The organism is Spiroplasma endosymbiont of Nomada ruficornis (assembly GCF_964030795.1).
Classification (GTDB): Bacteria; Bacillota_I; Bacilli_A; order Mycoplasmatales; family VBWQ01; genus Spiroplasma_E; species Spiroplasma_E ixodetis_A.
The window spans coordinates 266,187-287,156 of sequence record NZ_OZ034962.1; the positions used below are offsets into that span (position 1 = coordinate 266,187).

Below are 20,970 nucleotides of genomic sequence, written 5' to 3' on the forward strand. Positions count from 1 at the left end.
TAGAATATTTATACAACTAAATAACAAGGAACTTTAGATGTTCGGGAAAAAGATGAGAATTCTTTGCTGCCCCAGCAACTGTGATGTTGATTAACGTTACAAAACCATTGAAGATAAAACTTTGAGAAGGGTAACAAGTAAAATGAAGCTAAGCCAGTAGACCGGTCTAATTTTTTAAGTAATATTATATTCCTGGGTGTGAATTAATGATTATTTTTAATAATTGCTTTTATTTTTTAATATTTGTAATTTTAATAAAGTAATTTTTAATAATGACAACATCCTTTATATAATATAGGGGATGTTTTAGTTGTGTAATTAAGTAGAGGGGTAATAATAAATGGCAAAAGATAACAAATATTTTCAACAATCACAGTCACCATTAGAATATATTATGAAAAATTTTAATGGAAAAATGCGGTCTGTAAATTGAAATGTAATCAATGATGAAAAAGATTTAGAGGTTTGAAACCGTATTACTCAAAATTTTTGGTTACCAGAAAAAATTCCTGTTTCTAATGACTTAACTTCTTGAAAAACATTAAATCCAAAATGACAAGAGTTAATAACAAGAACATTTACAGGTTTAACTTTATTAGATACAATTCAGGCAACAGTTGGTGATATCGCACAAATACCTAATTCTTTAACTGATCATGAACAAGTTATTTACACAAATTTTGCTTTTATGGTAGCAGTTCATGCTCGATCATACGGAACAATTTTTTCAACTTTATGTTCTAGTGAGCAGATTGAATCTGCTCATGAATGAGTAATTAATAATGAAAGTTTACAAGCCAGAGCACGTGCACTAATTCCTTATTATACAAGTGATGATCCTTTAAAATCCAAAGTAGCTGCCGCTTTAATGCCAGGTTTTTTATTATATGGTGGTTTTTATTTACCATTTTATTTATCTGCTCGTAGTAAATTACCTAATACTTCAGATATTATTAGATTAATTTTACGTGATAAAGTTATTCATAATTATTATAGTGGCTATAAATATCAAAGAAAAGTTGAAAAGTTACCAAAAGAAAAACAAGAAGAAATGAAAAAATTTGTATTTGATTTATTGTTTAAATTAATTGATTTAGAAAAGCAATATCTAACAGAATTATATCAAGAATTTAATTTAGCTGAAGATGCTATTAAGTTTAGTTTATATAATGCTGGTAAGTTTTTACAAAATTTAGGATATGATTCACCTTTTAGTGAAGAACAAACAAGAATTAAGCCAGAAATTTTTAATCAATTATCAGCTCGAGCTGATGAAAATCACGATTTCTTTTCAGGTAATGGTTCATCTTATGTAATGGGCATTACTGTAGAAACGCAAGATGAAGATTGAGAATTTTAATTTTAAAGGAGAAAAAAATGCATAATGATGTTGTCAAAGTTTCAAACCAAAAAATATTAAAGCCAGAGGGAAAAATTCATGTTGTTTATTTTTCTTCTTTGTCAAATAATACTCATCGTTTTATTCAAAAATTAGAGGTTTTAAATTCAAGAATTCCTCACGATTTACAAGAGGAAATTTTAGTTGATAAAGATTATGTGTTAATAACACCAACATATAGTGGGGGTGGTGATATTAAAGAAGGGGCGGTTCCTAAACAGGTAATTAAATTTTTAAATAATAAGCAAAATCGTAATTTTTGTCGTGGTGTTATTGCGTCGGGGAATACTAATTTTGGTGATACTTTTGCAATTGCCGGGCCAATTCTTTCAAAAAAATTAAATGTCCCACTATTATTTCAATTTGAATTATTAGGAACTAATAATGATGTATCAACAATAAAAAATATATTAGTAGATTTTTGAGATAAAGATAAAAAAAATACCAATGAAATAAATACTTTATCTGGAACTTTAGAAAGTGATGAATATGTTACTTTAAATGCTAGAGCAAAAACTACTAATAATGCACAATTTGATTTGCAAGCAGCACAATCTTATATGAAAAATCATATTAAACCAAATTTATTGCTTTTTAAAACCGTTAAAGAAAGAATAGAATATTTAGTAAAAAATCAATATTATGATGAAACAATAATTAATAAATATTCAATTACGGAAATTGAACGATTAACAAATGAAGCATACAGTTTTAATTATCAGTTTACGAGTTTTATGGGTATTTTAAAATTTTATAATTCTTATGCTTTAAAAAGTTTTAATGGTAAACAATATTTAGAAAATTATGAAGATAGAGTTGTTATGAATAGTTTATTTTTCGCTGATGGTAATATTGAACATGCTAGTAAAATTTTAAGACAAATTATGTCTGGTAGATTTCAACCAGCTACTCCCACATTTTTAAATGCAGGGAAAAAACAAAGAGGTGAATACACTTCATGTTATCTTTTACGAATTGAAGATAACATGGAATCAATTGCTCGCGCTATTACTACTTCATTACAGTTATCAAAACGTGGTGGTGGAGTTGCTTTGTGTTTAACAAATTTAAGAGAATTTGGAGCTCCAATTAAAAATATTAAAAATCAAGCAACAGGCGTTATCCCAGTTATGAAAATTCTTGAAGATTCATTTTCATATGCTAATCAATTAGGTCAAAGACAAGGTGCTGGGGCAGTTTATTTAAATGTTCATCATCCAGATATTATGTTATTTTTAGATTCAAAGCGTGAAAATGCAGATGAAAAAATTCGTATTAAGTCAATGTCTTTAGGAGTAGTTATTCCTGATATTACTTTTGAATTAGCAAAAAACAATGAACAGATGGCACTTTTTAGTCCTTATGATATTGCAAAAGTTTATGGTAAAGCAATGACAGATATTTCTATTACTAAAGAGTATTATAATATGTTAAAAAACCCTGAAATTAGTAAAAATTTTATTAGTGCTCGCAAATTATTTCAAATGATTGCTGAATTACATTTTGAAAGTGGATATCCTTATTTATTATTTGATGATACAGTAAATAAAAATAATGCTCATCCCGGTAGAATTGTTATGAGTAATTTGTGCAGTGAAATTATTCAAGTAAGTACAGCTAGTGAATTTAATAGTGATTTAAGTTTTAAAGAAATTGGTGAAGATATTAGTTGTAATTTAGGAAGTATTAATATTGCAAAAGTAATGGAAAGTGGAAGTGAATTTGGTGAGGTTATTTTTCAAGCAATTCATTCATTAGACCACGTATCAAGAAGTAGTGATTTTTCTAGTGCTCCGTCAGTTGCATATGGAAATAAAAAAAATCATGCTTTGGGTTTAGGCGCTATGAATTTACATGGATTTTTAGCAACAAATCATATTTTTTATGATTCAAAAGAAGCAATTGATTTTACTAATATTTTCTTTTATGTTATGGCTTATCATGCTTTTAGTGCTTCAAATAAATTAGCATTAAAATTTGGAAGTTTTGGTGGATTTAAAAATTCAAAATTTGCTGATGGTTCATATTTTGATAAATACATAAAATGTCAGTCAGATAAATGAACTCCTGAAACAAAAAAAATACAAGAATTATTTACAAAATATAACATTATGATTCCAACTCAGAAGCAATGAAAAGAATTAGTAATAAAAATTAAAGAAACGGGATTGGCTAATTCACATTTAATGGCAGTAGCACCCACTGGTTCAATTAGTTATTTATCTTCGTGTACACCAAGTCTACAACCGGTAGTCGCTCCTGTTGAGGTACGAAAAGAAGGGAAATTAGGTCGTGTTTATGTTCCTGCTTATAAGATTGATGATAATAATTTATCATATTACACTGAAGGTGGATATGAATTAGGTCCTAATCCAATTATTGATATTGTAGCAGCTGCACAACAGCACGTTGATCAAGCAATTTCTTTAACTTTATTTATTACTGATAAAGCGACAACTCGTGATTTAAATAAAGCTTATATTAGAGCCTTTAAAAAAGGTTGTTCATCAATTTATTATGTTCGTATTCGTCAAGAGGTTTTAGAGGATAGTGAAAATTATCAATGTAATGTTTGTGTTGTATAAATTAATTAGATTATTGAATAGTAGTTTCAAGTAAAAAATAAATTTGTAACAAATTTAGTAATATGCTAAATTGTAAAGGTAAGTGCAACTAAATTATTTTTCTATCCAAATATTCGATTGGTGAAAGATAATTTAGTATTTTTCTCGGTCTTTGATTTAAAGACAATATAAATTTATGAACTTCATTTTTATTAGTTTTTGAAAAAATAAATTTTTTAGGAAATTTTTCTCTAATTAAACCATTAGTATTTTCATTAGTACCTCTTTGTCAAGGTGAATATGGATTGGCAAAATAAATTTTTACATCTAAATTTTTTTCAAGTTGTTGTCAATTTGAAAATTCTTTGCCACGATCAAAAGTAATAGTTTTAACAATGTTTTTAGGAAGAATTGATAAATAATAACTGACATTTTTATTAATAACTTTAGTATTTCTGTTTTTAAATAATATTGCTAAAGTAAATCGTGATACTCTTTCAACTAAAGTTATTAAACATGATTTGCTTTTACCTCGTGATGATACTATAGTATCTCCTTCTCAATGACCAAGTGTTATACGATCATTAACATTTATATCTCGTTCTTTAATTGATTTACCATTAAACTTGCCACGATTTTCTTTAGATTTTCGTTTTTTACCTTTTCTTCTTAAATTTTTACTTAACTGTATCAAGCATTCCAAAATAAATTCAAGTATAAATTGTTTTAAAACTAATAACTCACTCTTTATGAAAATTTTTAATTCTGCCATAAATTTGTTCAGATGATCAACCTAATAGTAATTTTTGTTGTACATATTTTACTAAATTCTTATTTTTAAACTTATGAAAACTAATATGTGATTGTTTTCGATTTTCAGCTTTATTTTGTGCAATTAATGAAAAATAATGATTATTATCTTTATTTCTATTAATTTCTCGAATAATAGTACTAATAATTCGATTAAGATTTTTAGCTATTTCACTAATTTTAAATTTAAATTTCAATTGATTCTCAATATAAATCCTTTCATCTATGCCAAGATGTTTATAACTCATATAAAAACTCCTTACTTTTTTCTAAACTAAATTTAGCATTATGAAATTTTTATATGAGAATTTTTTGCAATTTTATTTACTTGCACTTACAAGTATAATTCAGCATATATTATTTATTTAATTTAAAAAATAGTGAAATTTTATTTTGGAATATAGGATTTTTAAAAAAAAATTAAAAAATACATAGTAAATTTTAAAATTAAAGTTATAATAATAATTGTAAAAAAAATAATTATTATAACTTTGGAGTGGTACTCAAGAGGCTGAAGAGGACTGATTGCTAATCAGTTAGGACGGGAAACTGTCGCGAGAGTTCGAATCTCTCCCATTCCGCCATTATTTAAAAAGCATTAATTGCTTTTTTTTACTTTTAAATAATAAATTTATTAATAATTAGATATAATTTAATAAAGAACTCTTTATATTAAGGAGAAATCATGCGTAAACGAGTAAACTTACTTTTATCATTAATCTTATATATTGCTTTGATTGCAACAATAGTTTTTGTTATATTTAATTATATTAAATATTCATGAATTATTTTGATGATAATTATTACTTTAACTATTTTAACTGGTATTATTATTTTCATTACCAATCGTATGCAAGATGCAAAACTATCATGAATTATGGTTACCTTATGTTTGCCAATCATCGGTATTTTTTTATATTGAACTTTTGGTCGTCCTTATCGTTATCGACGAAAACAAAAAGCTTATTTAAAAACAAATAGTTATTTTTATACCCAAGAAGATTGAACTTTTGCTAATTCAATTTTAGAATCAAAAAAAATAACTTTGAGTGAAGATACTTTATCTTTATTTAACTATACAACAAGAATTTCTCATCGACCATTTTATAATAATACTGATGTTCAAATTTTAAATAATGGTCCTAATAAATTTGTTAAATTAATTGAAGATTTAAAACAAGCAAAAAGTTATATTTTTATTAATTATTTTATTCTTGGTGAAGGGGAGCTATTAGAAGTAATTATTAATGTTTTAAAAGCAAGGATTGAAGCGGGAGTTAAAGTTTATATGATTTATGATGCTGTTGGTTCATATTTTAGTTTATCAAAATATAAAATATGAAAAATGAAAAAAATGGGAATTATTATTAATAAATTTTCACCAGTTAGATTACCATTTATGACAGGAAATTATAATTTTCGTAATCATCGTAAAGATATTATTATTGATGGGAATATTGGCTATGCTGGTGGAGTTAACTTAGCAGATAACTATATTTATCTTTCTGCAAAGTATGGCTTTTGAAGAGATACCCAAATTAGAATTGTTGGGGAAGCTGTTAAATCAATTGATTTAATATTTAGACAAGATTGGCATTTTATTACTGGTAATATTCTTGATATTAGTGCTGAAAAATCTGAAATAAAAATTAAAAATAATATTATTGTCCAAGTAATTGATGATGGACCTATTACTAAAGAAACAATTCAAAAAGATTTATTTATTAAATTTATTAGTAATGCTAAAAAGCGAGTTTGAATTAGTACTCCTTATTTAATTCCAACTAGCGATTTAATTACTGCATTGCGTAATAGTGCTTATTCTGGTGTTGATGTTAGATTATCATTACCCGGAATTACTGATAAATTTTTATCATTAGACATGTCAAGAACTTATTATGATTCATTGATTGAGTCAGGTGTTAAAATTTACGAATATAATAATGTTTTTAACCATTCTAAGTCTGGTATTTTTGATGATGATATTACTATTATTGGTTCAACTAATCTTGATTATCGTAGTCTTTATTCAGATCATCAAACTTTAGTAATTGTTTATGATAGTAAAACAAATAGTGATTTATCTGCTTCATTTGAAAAAGATTTTATTCATTCTAGTTTAATTATTAGTAATCCACTACTACATCGTAGTTTTGCCTATCGGGGTGTATTTTTATTATTGCTTAGAATTTTAGCACCATTATTTTAAAAAAATTTAGTATAATTAGGTAAATATTAATAATAAGGTGGTCATAATTTATGGGTTGAAGTCGACGAATTAAAAAAATTAAAGAATATTTTAGTGATGAAAATCAACCTAATTTGGATATTTCTAAATTATCAGAAGACAATGAAAAAAAAACTCCTTTTTTTAATAGGTTTAAAAAACAAAAAAAATCTAATAAATCTTCTACTTCAACGAATAATAAAAAACGTAATAATATTTTTTTAAATTTTAGAAGAAGATCAACTATTCAAATTATTAAACATTTAGAAAATAAAAATATTTTTAACTTATTTTTTTATACTGATGTTAGTAATATTACTTTAATATTAGAACAAGGAATTAAACCTTCTTCACAAATTAAATTATTGCCAAAGCAAGAATATATTGTTTGAACTTATTTAGAACATGCTACTTATTTAGAATTAGAGTTAGGTAATTCAACACGTCATTTTTTTTGAAAGTGATGTGCAGAGCAAAATGTTGATGTTAATAAAATAGCTATTATTTCTGTTGATATTAATAAACTATTTCAAAGCACTACTAAAGATTGAGGTTTAAATGTTGATACTAATCGTGTTCAAATATACGAAACAATTCCTGTTGAAGCTATTGATTGAATTTTGGTTAAAGATCGCAAAATGTTTCGTTTAGCTAAATTATATATTGATAATCAAAGACTAAAGTTAAAACTTTTCCAAGGAAATAATGGTAATATTACTTTAGGCTCTGATTAAATGGAGGTAAAATTATGCGTTGATCTGCAATTGTAATTATTGCTTTAATTCCTTTTATGACAATAATAATTATTTTATTTATACGTTTAAATCATCGTAATAATCAATATTATAATCTTATCCATGGTGATTTGTTAAGTTTAGTTCCATTGAAAATTGATTTAAAAAATGAAATCATTACTTTTTCTGAACGCTTAGAAGTTTTAAATCGTAAAAAACGAATTTCATTGTTTGTATTTAAATCAATGATGAATCGTAAAACTAAAGTAAAAATTGAAATTTTTATTCAAGATTTATTAGTGAATAAAGTTCCATTTGAGCCGTGTCATTTTTCTGTTTCCTTTCAATTAGGAAGTAAAGTTATTGTTTATGATTTATCAATTGATTATTTTGATAATAATAATAAAGTTTTGTATGGTCAAATGCAAAGTAATATTCGTTATAATCGTTTTGCTATTTCACAAGCAATTATTTTACAACAAAATGAGTTAACAGTGGTAAAGTCAGTTTTTGTACAAACTATTTTAGATAATTTTAGTCAAAAAAAATATAATAAAAAAATAAATAGTCAATTTGAATATATGATTTTAATAAAAATAAAAAATTATTTAGCATTAGAAAATATTTTAACTGTTAATAATATTGAACGAATGGAATTATTAATTTCATATTATAGTAAAATAACTTTAGGATTAGATAATACTATTATTTGTAAATATTATGATGGTCAGTTTTTAATTTATTCTAGAAATAAGAAAATAAATTTATATCGATTCCAAAAAAAAATAAATAGTTATATTAAACGTAATTTAGTAGAAAAAAGTAGTTATTTGCAGATTCAAAGTCAAATATTATGTGTTTATGCTTCAGTAAAAACTGATGCTTCAAATGTCTATATATTATATAATAAAATTATTGATAAGAATCAATTAGAAGTAGTACAAAGTAGAGACTTAATTGAAATCAAATTGAAGACAAATGATATTTTAAATTATCCCGATTATAATCATTATTCACTTCTACAATCAGAACAAATGGAAAAATTATTAAGTGTTAGTATTAGACCAGTATATAAAAGTGATAATTCAAATGAGCCAAATTGTTACTATGCTTGATGAAATTTTGTTAAAAATTCTTATTATGTTTCGTTTATTGTTTTGATGCGTAATATTCAAGATTCAGGATTGTGGTGAAAAGTAAATGAGCCTTTATTTATTCAAACATTTGAAAAATTTGCGAAATTAAAACAAGAAAAAAACCTTATTCTTCCTGTTAGTTTAATTGAGTTACAAGATAAAACTATTTTAACAAAGTTAATTGCTCTTGTTAATAAGAGAAAAAATCTTTTTGAAAATTGTGATTTAATTTTTGATTTTCAAGATATTGGTGAAATTAATAGTTGGAATAAGTATGATTCAATTATTAAAACTATTCGTAGTAATAAAATAAAAATTTCTTTTACTCATGATTTACGTCATATTGATAATTTTAAATTAATTAATCATTTTAAACCTGATTATGTAGTTTTAACTTCTAATTTATTAGAACAAGTTACTTTTAGTTTTAGTAAATATATTGATGTTATTATTTGTTTGCATTATTTAAGAATTTTAGGTATTAAAAATATTTTAGCTCGTGGTATTATTAACGTTTCTGAAATTATTGTTTTAAAAGGATTAAAGGTTGACTATTTACTAGGAAAAGTATTAGAATCAGAACAAGCAAATAAAGTGCTAGATGCTTTAAATTACCAAAATTATTGGAAGTGACATAAAAGTCAATCAACAAAAGGTGAATAGATCATTATGAATAATGCAAAGAATAAAAATATTACAGCAAGAGAGATTGATTTTGCCAAATGATATACTGATGTTATTAAGCAAGCAGAACTTTGTGATTATGGCGCAGAAAATGGTTCAGCAGCCGGTACCATTATTTTTCGTCCTCGCGGATATGCAATTTGAGAAAATATTCAACATTTATTAAATCAAAGATTTAAAATTTTAAATATTGAAAATGTAATGCTACCACTTTTAATTAGTCAAAAAGCATTTCAAGTTGAAAAAGATCATATTGAGGGTTTTGCACCAGAATGTGCAACTGTAACTAAAGTTGGAAATAATCAATTATCAGAGGAACTAATTATTCGTCCTACTTCAGAAGTTTTATTTTGTCGTCATTTTTCAAAAATAATTAGTTCATATAAACAATTACCATTATTATATAATCAATGATGTAATGTTGTTAGATGAGAAAAAAATACAAAACCATTTTTAAGAACTAGTGAATTTTTATGACAAGAAGGGCATACAATGCATAATAACGATGAAGAAGCAAAAAACTTTACATTAAAAATGATTAAGTTGTATGCTGATTTTGTTGAAAAACAATTAGCAATTAAAGTTATTGTTGGTGCAAAAACAATTCACGAACGTTTTGCTGGGGCAAAAATGACATATACAATTGAAACTATGATGCAAGATGGACAAGCATTACAAGCCGGTACTAGTCATTATTTTGGTCAAGAGTTCACAAAGGTATTTAATATTAAATTTAGTAATAAAGATAATAAACAAGAATTAGGATATCAAACATCATGAGGTGTATCGACAAGATTAATTGGTGCTTTAATTATGGCGCATAGCGATGATCTGGGTTTAGTATTGCCCTCTACAATTGCACCGCATCAGATTATGCTTTTAAATTTATCACCTAAAAGTGATAAAGTTAAAATAATTGTTGAAAGAATATTTAAAATTTTAAGTTCTCATTTCCGAGTATTAATAAATGAAGATAATAAAAGTTTTTCTTATAAGAAAAGTGAAAGTCAAATTAAAGGTATTCCAATTACTATTGCAATTGGTGAGCAAGAAATTGAAAACCAAGTAATTAAATTAATTTTACGTCATAATTTAGATACTATTGATGTTGAAATTAATAATGAAAAACTATTAGTAACAACTATTATTAATCAATTAAATAAATTAAATAAAGATTTATTTAATAATTCACAAAAAAAATTAAATACAAGTTTAAAAGAGTTAACAGATTTCAATGAATATCATAAATTAGTTAAAATTCATAAAGGTTTCTTTATTGTACCTTTTTGTGATCAAATAAAGTGTGAAGAAGAAATTAAAAGTTTAACTGGTACAACATCACGTTGTATTCCTTTAGAACCGTATAAAAAACCAAGTAATTGTTTTAAGTGTCAAACTCCTAATAGTGTCTGAACTTATTTTGCAAGATCATATTAAAATTAGTAAGTTAAATAGAAATAAAATAGAGGAAAGATTTAAATTATTATTGAGGTGATAATAATGAAAGAACAAATAAGTGCTGATAAGCAACTAATTGCTGCTATTTTTGTTAAATATGAACAAGCAAAATTAACATTAGCAAATAATAATTTTAAAGAAAATTATGTTTTGAAAGAGGATAGTGTTCACTATGCTAATAAGATAGCGATAAATAAAGATTTAAAAAATTATGAGAAACATGTGCAAATTGTTGATACAGTTTTAGCATTATTACCAAAAAATGAATATAGTTATATTGTTAGAACGTTCTTAGTTAAATCAAATAAAAATTGATGAAAAAAATATTATCATATCAAAGAATATGAAAAATTAGAAAAAACGACTATTAAGCGTTTTTTATACTTATATTTAATTTAAGGATATAAAATGAATATTAATAGTATTGATTTATTGAATTCGCGTAGTTTTTTAGAACAAAAACTGAATTTAACGAGTGATGTAAAAAACAGCCCCATTTATGAAAAAGAATTATTTTTAATTCCAATATTTACAGTGGTTGGTTTTCCGATCCAAACTTTGCAAAAAAGCAGTTATTATTATATTGAATTTCAAATTGTAGAAGCATATAGTTATGATTTTGATATTAACAAAGAACCAAGTGAAGGATTACTTGACGATGTAACGTTTAAATATGATTTGAATTATAGTAATATTAAGCAAGCAAGTGGACAACTTGTGATATCTAAATCAATTAAGTGAGTATTTCTTACTTCTTCATATTTAGAATTACTTGAAAATAATAAACTTGGTCCATATGCTGATATTTCTTTTTTACATATGGTTATGAAAACTTATAAGATAATTTTACCAGCAATAGCAATTAAAAAAGATAATATAAATATTTTAAATTATAGTTTTAATTGTAAAAAACCTAGTAATTTAAAGCAAGTTCGTCATATTAATAATAAACATAATTATGGAACACTTAGTTTTTACTTTAATAGTAATCCACAGTATCAATTACAAATTAAACCAAAAATGTTTATTACAACAAATTTTAATTTGGAAATTAAAAATCCCATTATTTTAACGACAAATTTCTCTGATAAAGGATTTTATCATATTTTTTCTAAAAAGATTATGAAGAACATGATAGTTGGTGGAAAATCAAGATTAGATGAGGTTTTTAAGTTTTCTGGTAATAATATTAATACTGCAAATATAGTGCCAATAAGAATAAAACGTTATCTAGTATCACATTTTCCAAAAGTAAAAGATTGTTATTATGATGATAAAGAAACAATATTACGTAAAATATTAATATTTAATAATAATTTTGATTTACAACAAAATACATCATTAAATATTAATGAAAATCTATCAAAATTTTATCAAAATAATAAAATACCAGCTTTTTTATTACGTAATAAAAAAAATATTGATGAATATTATTTAGAATTTTATAGTACTATTTATAATAGCATTGTAAATAAAATAGTATTGAATGATGAAATAGGAAAAAATCAATTTGATTTACCAAGATTTGAATGTTTTCACTTTAATATAAATATTCCATTTAATTTTCAAACCTTTTTTAAATATGATATTAATTTAAAATTTATTGAAGAAAGTAGTGAACCAATTATTGGTGGTCCATATCATTCTATTTTTATTAAAAAATTAATAAGAAATAATAGTGAAAATTGAGTGGCAACCACTAATTTTAGTTTAACTTACAATGAAATATTAAAATTTTATAGTAGTGATAACTTTAGTTTTATTGATTATAAGTATTTAATTCATAGTCAAATAAAGGTATAAAATGTTTATACGTAGGTTACAAATTAGCATTTTAATTATTACTATCACTATTACATTAAGTATTATGTTATTTTTTATTATCAAAAATTTTTCAACTAATAAAAATTTAAATGAAATGGTAAAAGAATATGATTTAGAATTAGAGACCGTAGATGATAAAAAATAAAATTTAAATCCAGACATAGTTGTAGAAGCTATTGATATTAAAAAATTAAATGAAAGTATTACAATTATTTTAGATAAAAATAGTACTATCTTAGCAAATCAGTCACAGATTATATATAAAATACAATTTAATCAAAATTTATTTCAATACATATTTTTAAAGTTAATTATTAAAACATTTCCACAATGAAAAATTAATAATTTTATTTTTCATTTTAATATTTTAAATAATGCTGTATGAGTTGAATATAATACTAATTTAAAACTAGATTATTTAGAATGATATTTTAAAATAACAAATAAAATTTAATGCTCTATGTTATACTAAGTATAACTATTAATAAAAATGATTTAAATTAGGAGTGAATTTATGGATATTTTAAGTGAAATTCATCAAATTATTAAAAAAGATTATCCAGAAATTAAAGAAAAAATTACACCCAAAACTAAATTTAAAGATGTAAAAATTGACTCTCTTAAATTAGTAATGATTGTTATTAAAATAGAAGAAAAACATAATGTAAAAATTAATGATAATAAATTACTGGATTTACAAACAAAAACAGTTCAAGATTTAATAAATGAAATTGAAAGATTAGTAGCAATTGAAAATAAAAAAAAGTAATATTATATTTTATCAGGAGATTAGTATGAATAAAAATTTTGAAAATATTATCCAAAAGTTGAAAGATAAAGACTATCGTTTAACTGATGTTCGTAAAGCAGTTATTAAAGTATTAACGCTTAAGCAACATGTTAGTATTAATGATATTATTAGTTTTTTAACAAAAGAAGGTAATGATAATATTAATATTATGAGTATTTATAATACTATTGATTTATTAATGACAGAACATATTATTCATGCTAATGTTTTTGAAGGAAAACAAATAATTTATGAACTATCAGAAAATACCGTTCATATTATTTGTAATTTTTGTAATAAAATTATTCATGCCTCTTTCGAAGATAAACAACAAATTTCACCATTACAAGAAGAAAAACTTGAAAAATTAGCAACTAAAAATAATTTTTATTTTTCACATTATAAGTTAGAAATTCATGGAATTTGTGATAAATGTGAATTAAAAATAAAAAAAATGAAATTTTAATTGAACTTAAAACTTCTTTCGCGTAAAATTGAACATGTACTATTTAAATTAAATATTTTAGGGGTGTAGTTCAATGGTAGAACATCGGCCTTCAGATCCGAGTGTTGTGGGTTCGAGTCCTGCCACCCCTGCCATTATTAAAAATCACTTTTAAATGTTTCTCATAAAAGTGAATTTTTTATTATTATAATTTTGGTAACTTATCTTTATCTAAATTAAAAGCAACAAAACTGAAGGTTCCAATTCCTGTATGAGCACAAATTACGTTTGCTAAATTAATAGTTTTGACGTTTTTAATGCCATAATCTTTAACAAATTTTGTAATTTTTTCTATTTCTTTTGCTTCAGCAAAAGCATGAATAATGTAAAAGAGAGTAATGCTTTCTATTTTTTTACTTTTATTAATTTCTTTAAGAGTATTTTTAATTGCTTTATCTCATGTTCTTGTTTTATCAAATTTATCAATGGTTCCGTCAAAAGATAAAATTGGAGTTATTTTTAACATAGTAGCTAAGGATGCTGCTGATTTTGAAATTCTACCACCACGAACTAAATAATTTAAATCATAAGGTAAAATAAATGCTATATAGTTATCTCTTATTAATTTTAGTGCTTCTATAATATCATTAACATTATTTTTTTCGTTAAGTGACATTTGATATGCTTTTTTAACTAATAGTCAGTTAATAACTGAAACACCATTACTATCAAAAACAAAAACTTTATCTTTAAAATTAGATTCTTTTGATAACATAGTAGCAGTGTTATATTGACCCGATAACCCCTTTGATAAAGGAATAAAAATAATCTTTTCAAATTTAGTTAAAGCATCTTCTCAAATTATACTCATTTGACCAAGTGGTGTTTGCGAAGTTTTGGCAGATTGTTTTTTATGAACTATTCTATTATAGAATTCTTCATCCTCTAGAATGTTAGGGTCATCAGTAATAGTTGTATCATCACTAAAAGTGATTAATAATGGACAAAATCCAATATTCATTTCTTTTAAATCTTTAATTGAAAATCCTGAAGAGGAATCAGCAACAATACCAATTTTTTTTTTCAATTTTCTCACCCTAACTATAATATTTTTTACTTATTTATTAAATTATAACATATATTTTTTACTTAAAAATGGACTTTCATCGTTGAAAGATATATAAAATAGTTAATATGTTGTTTTTGGGGTGGTTGATTCTTGTTTCTTAGATTTTTTATCAGAACATTAATTTTAAAAAACTGAATGTATTCTAAAAACAATTGTGTTATATAATTAACACTAATTTTGACATGAAAGGATTTGATTAATAAGTTAAATATTTGCTGAATTGCTGAATTATACTTGTAAGTACAAGTATAATTCAGCTTATTAGAACTGAGTTAGGAGAATTGTTAGATAATGCACCATTAACAATAATAGAGAGATTAAATTTTTTAAATCCCGATTTGCATTTACGTTTTCCTATTTTTACAAATAGACATCCTATAGGCATAAATAATTTTCAAATTTTATCAGAAAATGTTTATGATTTTCAACAGAATAATCCTCATATTGTTTTTGATAGTGATTTAAATGTAACTTTTACTATTAATGAACAAAGCGTAAGATTATCGAATTTACTTAGAAATACTAATTTAGGACAAATTAGACGTAATGATCCGAGTACTATTATGGAAAGGTTATGAGAATTAAATCCTGATTTAGTTTTTCATTTCGACTTTGTGCCGGGTATAGATTTCTCTCCATTTTTAACTTCAACTACATTAATAATTCCGCTATCACATATGTTTCGTCCAAACAGTATAATATTTACAGAAAATTTGAATATTATTTATGATTGTGATTTTAGTGTTACTTTTACTACACTTGAAGATATATCAAATTATAAACCAAGTAATTTGCAGACCACTACAACAACAACCCTTCACCTTCAGCAGGTGGAAGCGCTGTTTTGCCATCAACATCTGAACAATCTTTTAACATTGGAACTAGTTCTAGAAATAGAAATCAACACAGTAATCAAAGTACAGGCTCTAGAACAAATAAGAAACCAAAGTGTGATATTTTAAAAACACAAATTATTGATCCAAAATTATTAGATATTTATTACACCACATCTACAGAAAGTAAAAATAATGTAAGAAAAAAACTAACAGAAATTTATGGACAACATTTTACTGATGCTAGTTGAACACAATTTGAAAAAATTGTTGAATTGCATAAATATGGAATCGTTTTTATAACACCTAATAAAAATGAATATTTATTAAAAGGTCTAGCCACTACCACAACTATGAGTATTCCACCTGCATATAAAGTTGTTAAATGAATAAGTTCTCCACAAGCTACAACAGTAGTTGAAACAGAAGAAGCAGTGCCTTTATTAGAGGTTGGTGAAGAAGGTGCGATTGCTATTGGCGAAGGAGGTTGTTGAAGGTGGTGCATCTGTTATGATTGAAGGAGGGCCTATTGGATGAGTTGTGGGTGGAGTAATTATAGTTGGTGGAATAGCATATTTAGTGTATAATTGATCGCATGCTCATAATGCTGATATCAATTCCCATAATCAATATAATAAAATAGAAAAATATTACATACCTTTAGACAATAAAACTCCACAATATACAGAATCAAGTAAAATTAAATTAGGTATTAGTAATGATATGTGAATAAAATTAGCAGAAATTTATCAAGATAATAAAGATGACTATCAACTTTTTGAAAAAAAATTTTAAGTGAAATTACTAAATTTCCACAATTGATAGGAACCTTAGCAAATAGTTTAAGTGATAGTAATTTAAAAACTTTGGTTAAAGTTATGTATAATAATTTTTAAGAAATAAACATTTTTTATATGATGACCAATCAACATGGATGAAAGATTGTAACAAATGCTGTTGGAAATTACTTAGAAATTGAACCAGAATAAAGTTAATAAATTTTCCTATAAAATAATTATAAAACATAACATATTAGGCTTATTCCAAAATTAAAATTTTAATTATGAAATAAGTCATAATAATAATTATGAAAATTTTTTTATTTTTAGTAAAATCAAGTGTAAAATTAATAATATTATAAAGAAGTGGAAGTGACAAAATGAGTCAAAACATTATTTTTGCTTTTGAAATTATTGCCTTAATTATCGCTATATTATTAGTAATTTTAGGTTTATTACAAGGTAAAAAAAATCATAATGGACTTGGTGCTTTAAGTGGGGGTAATCAAGAATTATTTGCTAGTACTAAAGAACGTGGTTGAAGTAAGTTATTTTCTATTGCCACTTTAGTATTAGGTATATCGTTATTTACTATGGCAATAATAGTAAGAATTCTTATTAATACTATTGGAGTTATAAATTAATGATAATTATTTTATAAAAAGGCACACTAAAATGTGCCTTTTTATAAATTTTAAAAGATAGATTATAATTAATTATATAATTAGGATAAAGTTGGGATTGATTGAAATGAAGCAAGAGATTATTAATGAGTTACAAAATAGTATTACACCTTTATCAACGGTTGATTTAACAGTGAAACTTAATATTACTAATCATCATCAACAGCAAGAACTTATTGCTGATTTAGAAGAATTGAAAAATAGTGAAATTATTTTGGAAAATAAAGAACAACAATTTTATATGCTAAAAAATAATAATTTATTTATTGGTAAAATTCAAATTACTAAAAAAGGATTTGGATTTGTTAAATTATTAAATAGTGAAGAAGAATATTACGTTAATATAAAAAACATAAATAATTCGTTAAATAATGATGAAGTATTATGTAAGTTAGTAAAAATTAATAATCAGAATGATGAGGCTGTAGTATTAAAAATTATTAAACGTGATACTAATCTTCTTGTTGGTACTGTTATTGTTAATGCAGATACGAAAGTAAAAACATTATTAATTCAAAATGCAAAGTTACAACAGTATGAAGTTAATATTTTAAATCCTGATAAAGCGTTAGAAAATAATATTGTTGTTGCAAAAATTAAAAATTTTGAAAAAAATATTTTTAATGTTACTATTACTAAAATATTGGGTAATATTAATGATCCTGGTGTTGATATTTTAGCTGTTATTTATGAAATTGGCATTAAAGCACAATTTGATGTTGAAACATTAGCAGCAACAGATAAGGTGCCAGTAACAGTTTTAGAATCAGATAAAATTGGTCGTATTGATTTGACTAAAGAGTTATTAGTTACAATTGATGGTAAAGATGCTAAAGATTTTGATGATGCTATTTGTGTTACTAAACTAGCTAATGGTAATTATCGTTTAATTGTAGCTATTGCTGATGTTAGTCATTATGTAACAGAAAATAGTCCTTTAGATGAAGAGGCATTTAATCGCGGTACATCTGTTTACTTAGCAGATCGTGTTATTCCTATGTTACCAACGCAGTTATCAAATGGTATTTGTTCTTTAAATGAACAAGTAGAACGTTTATGTATGGTTTGTGATATGGAAATTGATAAGAATGGTTTAACAGTAAAACATAAAATTTATCAGGCATTTATGAAATCAGCAAGAAGAATGAATTATGACGAATTAAATGATGGATATAATGGTAAAAATCCAAATTTTATTAAAACACATCCACAAATTTGAGAAATGTTACTAAAAGCAAAAGAATTGCACCAAATTTTATGAAAGTTTAAACAAGATGCTGGAGTAATTTATTTTGAAATTACTGAAGCAAAAACAATTATTAATGACAATGGAGAAGTAACTGATATTATTTTAAGAACTCGTGATATCGCTGAAAAATTAATTGAAAGTTTTATGATTAGAGCTAATGAAGTAGTTGCTAAAACTGTATTTGATATGAAATTACCTTTTATTTATCGTGTTCATGAACATCCTCGTTCTAAAAAAATGCATCAAATGGTTACAATTCTGAAATTAATGGGCATTAAACTAAATCCAAAAATCACAAATATTAGTTCAAAAGATTTACAATTATTATTAAATTCTTTAAAACAATTACCAACATTTCAAGTTTTATCAACTTTATTATTAAGAAGTATGGAAAAAGCACAGTATACTAATAAATGTATTGGCCATTTTGGACTTGCTAGTGATTATTATACACATTTTACTTCGCCAATTAGACGTTATCCTGATTTAATAGTTCATCGTTTATTGCGCCAATATATAGTTAAAAGAGAAATAAATGCTAAAATAATTGAGAAATATCAAAGTTTTACTAATTGAGCTGCTGAGCAATCTAGTAATATGGAATTAAAAGCATTAGAGTGTGAACGAGCTGTAGATCAAATGAAAAAAGCAGAATACATGATGCAATTTATTGGTCATAAATTTGAAGGTATAATTTCTAGTGTAACTGGCTTTGGATTATTTGTTGAGTTAGATAATACAATTGAGGGTTTAATTAGAATTTCAGACATGACTGATGATTATTATATTTTTAATGAAAAAGCAATGATTTTGTTTGGTGAAAGAAAACGAAAACAGTATGCTCTTGGTCAAAAGGTCAGTGTTCTTGTTAAAAGTGCAAATAAAGTTGCTAGAACTATTGATTTTATTTTAGAAGAAAATGGTCAGCAAAATAAAAACCGTGATAAAAATAATAATAATCAATCATCAAAAATGTATAAAGCAAATAATTTTAAATATAGAAAAAAGATAAAATTAAATGGTAAAGTTAAAAAAAATAAAAGTGAAAAGAAAAATGGAGTAAAAAATGAAAATACAAGGGCAAAAAAGATTAATTCAACAAAGCAATCTTAACATTGAATGCTATTATTATAATTATTTTAAATCGCCAGGCTTAAAACAATATCCGGATTTATTATGAGTTAATGAAGATTATAACTTAATTAAGCAAGTAAATATTGAACAAGATACTGTAATAAGATTAGCAACTAATTTATTTGAAGTTGGTCAAAAATTTAATTTGTTTGAAAATTTAGATTATTTTATTATGATGCCAAAAAAACCTACTTCAGTTAGTAGTTTAGAATTAGTAATAATTGAATTAGTTAAAATTATTAAAAAAAAATTAAATTATGAGATATTATTTATTAATAATATTTTCCAAGTTGATAACTACCGTAAATTTTGAGAAAATAAATTAAAAGTTAGCGAAAGACAAATGGAAATTACTAATAAAATTCATTTATTACCTAAATATATTAAATTTTTTAATAAAAAAAACATTATTATTATTGATGATATAGTTGCCTCAGGGATTTCTATTGCCCAAACTATTTTAGAAATTATCAATAATAACAATGATTTTAAAATTAAAGCTTTGTGTTATGGTTCAGTTTATAATTGAGAAGAAATTTATAAATAGTTAAAAGAGTTTCCTAATTTTTTTCTTTTTTTCTTCTAATGAGTCTGATTCAGATATATTATAAGAATCTTCAATATTATTTATAAATGCATAATTAATTTCAGCATTAATTTGATTTTTAGCAATAAGTTTTAAAATAAAATCAGCAGTATCTGCTTCTAAAGCAAATGTGTAAATTTCAAATTCATCTTCATTAATAATTTCCGTTTTCGTAGAAATTTTTAAAATATGATTTTGTTCATCAATAATAATTTTGCAAACCTCAAGTTTTTTACCAGTTAAAATCTTATAAATAATTACTTTATCATTATTATTTTTATCAAAACCCAAATCGCCTTGATAAAATTGACTATTTTTTACTGCTGTTGGTTTAGTATTTAACTCTCCTGCCATGTCCTTAGACTCCTTTCAGTTGTTTATTAATATATAAAATTAACAAAAACCCGTAAAACAAATATAAAATCTATTTCTTGGGTCGCTATACAACAAATATTAATTTTATGTTTAATTTTACATTAATCATTGTTAGAAAAACTATTGATTAA

20 protein-coding genes, 2 tRNA genes and 1 riboswitch are annotated in these 20,970 nt (G+C 24.2%); of the genes, 18 read left to right on the forward strand and 4 right to left on the reverse strand.

Annotation, left to right across the window (positions count from 1 at the left end; all coding sequences use genetic code 4):
* Positions 1-18: 18 nt before the first annotated feature.
* Positions 19-184: riboswitch (cobalamin riboswitch) on the forward strand.
* Positions 185-340: 156 nt separating this feature from the next.
* Both nrdF and nrdE read left to right on the forward strand, forming a co-directional pair.
* Positions 341-1,360, forward strand: coding sequence for a class 1b ribonucleoside-diphosphate reductase subunit beta (gene nrdF, locus AAHM79_RS01590; RefSeq protein ID WP_252319910.1), 1,020 nt, complete (start codon positions 341-343; stop codon positions 1,358-1,360).
* Between the two features lie 17 nt (positions 1,361-1,377).
* Positions 1,378-3,984, forward strand: a complete 2,607-nt coding sequence (gene nrdE / locus AAHM79_RS01595; RefSeq protein ID WP_342257937.1) for a class 1b ribonucleoside-diphosphate reductase subunit alpha — start codon at positions 1,378-1,380, stop codon at positions 3,982-3,984.
* 88 nt (positions 3,985-4,072) lie between these two features.
* On the opposite strand, the gene AAHM79_RS01600 is transcribed toward nrdE, so the two are convergent.
* Together AAHM79_RS01600 and AAHM79_RS01605 are read right to left on the reverse strand one after the other, a co-directional pair.
* Positions 4,073-4,657 carry an IS30 family transposase gene (locus tag AAHM79_RS01600; protein WP_342257938.1) on the reverse strand — a complete coding sequence of 195 codons (585 nt, stop codon included), beginning with the start codon at positions 4,655-4,657 and terminating at the stop codon, positions 4,073-4,075.
* Positions 4,641-5,021 (reverse strand): helix-turn-helix domain-containing protein, encoded by a 381-nt coding sequence (locus tag AAHM79_RS01605; protein ID WP_342257939.1) that lies wholly within the window; start codon positions 5,019-5,021, stop codon positions 4,641-4,643. The genes AAHM79_RS01600 and AAHM79_RS01605 overlap by 17 nt, the downstream gene beginning before the upstream one ends.
* A 245-nt stretch (positions 5,022-5,266) precedes the next feature.
* On the opposite strand from AAHM79_RS01605, the gene AAHM79_RS01610 reads away from it, so the two are divergent.
* The 11 genes from AAHM79_RS01610 to AAHM79_RS01660 all read left to right on the forward strand — a co-directional run bounded on the left by AAHM79_RS01610 (position 5,267) and on the right by AAHM79_RS01660 (position 14,226).
* Positions 5,267-5,357: transfer RNA gene (locus AAHM79_RS01610), tRNA-Ser, on the forward strand.
* A 101-nt stretch (positions 5,358-5,458) separates the two neighbouring features.
* Entirely contained in the window at positions 5,459-6,982 is a 1,524-nt protein-coding gene (gene cls, locus AAHM79_RS01615; protein ID WP_342257940.1) for a cardiolipin synthase, read from the forward strand.
* Between the two features lie 50 nt (positions 6,983-7,032).
* Positions 7,033-7,734, forward strand: coding sequence for an acetyltransferase (locus tag AAHM79_RS01620; RefSeq protein ID WP_342257941.1), 702 nt, complete (start codon positions 7,033-7,035; stop codon positions 7,732-7,734).
* Between the two features lie 14 nt (positions 7,735-7,748).
* Positions 7,749-9,533 (forward strand): hypothetical protein, encoded by a 1,785-nt coding sequence (locus AAHM79_RS01625; RefSeq protein ID WP_342257942.1) that lies wholly within the window; start codon positions 7,749-7,751, stop codon positions 9,531-9,533.
* Positions 9,534-9,539: 6 nt separating this feature from the next.
* Positions 9,540-10,991 carry a proline--tRNA ligase gene (gene proS, locus AAHM79_RS01630; protein WP_338958038.1) on the forward strand — a complete coding sequence of 484 codons (1,452 nt, stop codon included), beginning with the start codon at positions 9,540-9,542 and terminating at the stop codon, positions 10,989-10,991.
* Between the two features lie 63 nt (positions 10,992-11,054).
* On the forward strand, positions 11,055-11,411 hold the full coding sequence (locus AAHM79_RS01635; protein WP_338958036.1) for an MG284/MPN403 family protein: 357 nt from the start codon (positions 11,055-11,057) through the stop codon (positions 11,409-11,411).
* Between the two features lie 9 nt (positions 11,412-11,420).
* Complete coding sequence (locus tag AAHM79_RS01640) at positions 11,421-12,815, forward strand: hypothetical protein (protein WP_342257943.1); 1,395 nt, start codon at positions 11,421-11,423, stop codon at positions 12,813-12,815.
* 1 nt (position 12,816) lies between these two features.
* The gene (locus AAHM79_RS01645; protein ID WP_342257944.1) at positions 12,817-12,981 is read left to right on the forward strand and encodes a hypothetical protein; all 165 of its coding nucleotides are present in this window, start codon (positions 12,817-12,819) and stop codon (positions 12,979-12,981) included.
* A 369-nt stretch (positions 12,982-13,350) separates the two neighbouring features.
* Positions 13,351-13,605 carry an acyl carrier protein gene (locus AAHM79_RS01650; protein WP_174480328.1) on the forward strand — a complete coding sequence of 85 codons (255 nt, stop codon included), beginning with the start codon at positions 13,351-13,353 and terminating at the stop codon, positions 13,603-13,605.
* Positions 13,606-13,630: 25 nt separating this feature from the next.
* Entirely contained in the window at positions 13,631-14,092 is a 462-nt protein-coding gene (locus tag AAHM79_RS01655) for a Fur family transcriptional regulator (RefSeq protein WP_252319930.1), read from the forward strand.
* A gap of 59 nt (positions 14,093-14,151) precedes the next feature.
* Positions 14,152-14,226, forward strand: a tRNA-Trp gene (locus AAHM79_RS01660).
* 50 nt (positions 14,227-14,276) lie between these two features.
* On the opposite strand, the gene AAHM79_RS01665 is transcribed toward AAHM79_RS01660, so the two are convergent.
* Positions 14,277-15,158: a DegV family protein gene (locus AAHM79_RS01665; RefSeq protein ID WP_342257945.1), complete on the reverse strand. Its 882-nt coding sequence runs from the start codon at positions 15,156-15,158 to the stop codon at positions 14,277-14,279.
* 323 nt (positions 15,159-15,481) lie between these two features.
* Between AAHM79_RS01665 and AAHM79_RS01670 the strand changes: the two genes are divergently transcribed.
* From AAHM79_RS01670 to AAHM79_RS01690, 5 genes are all read left to right on the forward strand, one after another.
* On the forward strand, positions 15,482-16,162 hold the full coding sequence (locus tag AAHM79_RS01670) for a hypothetical protein (RefSeq protein WP_342257946.1): 681 nt from the start codon (positions 15,482-15,484) through the stop codon (positions 16,160-16,162).
* 345 nt (positions 16,163-16,507) lie between these two features.
* Entirely contained in the window at positions 16,508-16,828 is a 321-nt protein-coding gene (locus AAHM79_RS01675) for a hypothetical protein (RefSeq protein ID WP_342257947.1), read from the forward strand.
* 364 nt (positions 16,829-17,192) lie between these two features.
* Entirely contained in the window at positions 17,193-17,456 is a 264-nt protein-coding gene (gene secG / locus AAHM79_RS01680) for a preprotein translocase subunit SecG (protein WP_174480339.1), read from the forward strand.
* Between the two features lie 106 nt (positions 17,457-17,562).
* A complete protein-coding gene (gene rnr / locus AAHM79_RS01685) occupies positions 17,563-19,857 on the forward strand; it encodes a ribonuclease R (protein ID WP_342257948.1) in 2,295 nt (764 codons plus the stop codon).
* The gene (locus tag AAHM79_RS01690; protein WP_338958013.1) at positions 19,811-20,425 is read left to right on the forward strand and encodes a hypothetical protein; all 615 of its coding nucleotides are present in this window, start codon (positions 19,811-19,813) and stop codon (positions 20,423-20,425) included. Before rnr ends, AAHM79_RS01690 begins: the two co-directional genes overlap by 47 nt.
* Here the strand turns inward: AAHM79_RS01690 and AAHM79_RS01695 are convergent, their stop codons facing one another.
* Positions 20,426-20,818: a hypothetical protein gene (locus AAHM79_RS01695; protein WP_174480342.1), complete on the reverse strand. Its 393-nt coding sequence runs from the start codon at positions 20,816-20,818 to the stop codon at positions 20,426-20,428.
* Positions 20,819-20,970: the final 152 nt, after the last annotated feature.